Genomic DNA, 364 nt, shown 5'->3' on the forward strand with positions numbered 1-364 from the left:
AGGTGACGGTTGTCATCGCGTTTTATGCGATGACCAACACACAAAACAAGCAGTGAGTGTTTTGGGGTGGGGTGACTGCGTACCTTTTGTATAATGGGTCAGCGACTTATATTCTGTAGCAAGGTTAACCGCATAGGGGAGCCGTAGGGAAACCGAGTCTTAACTGGGCGTCAAGTTGCAGGGTATAGACCCGAAACCCGGTGATCTAGCCATGGGCAGGTTGAAGGTTGGGTAACACTAACTGGAGGACCGAACCGACTAATGTTGAAAAATTAGCGGATGACTTGTGGCTGGGGGTGAAAGGCCAATCAAACCGGGAGATAGCTGGTTCTCCCCGAAAGCTATTTAGGTAGCGCCTCGTGAA

General features: G+C 50.3%; 1 rRNA gene. It reads left to right on the forward strand.

Going from position 1 to position 364, the window contains the following annotated elements:
* Nucleotides 1-45 precede the first annotated feature (45 nt).
* A 23S ribosomal RNA gene (locus MFP24_RS00285) occupies nucleotides 46-364 on the forward strand; the annotation flags it as partial.

Source organism: Brenneria tiliae (assembly GCF_023347575.1).
Taxonomy (GTDB): domain Bacteria; phylum Pseudomonadota; class Gammaproteobacteria; order Enterobacterales; family Enterobacteriaceae; genus Brenneria; species Brenneria corticis.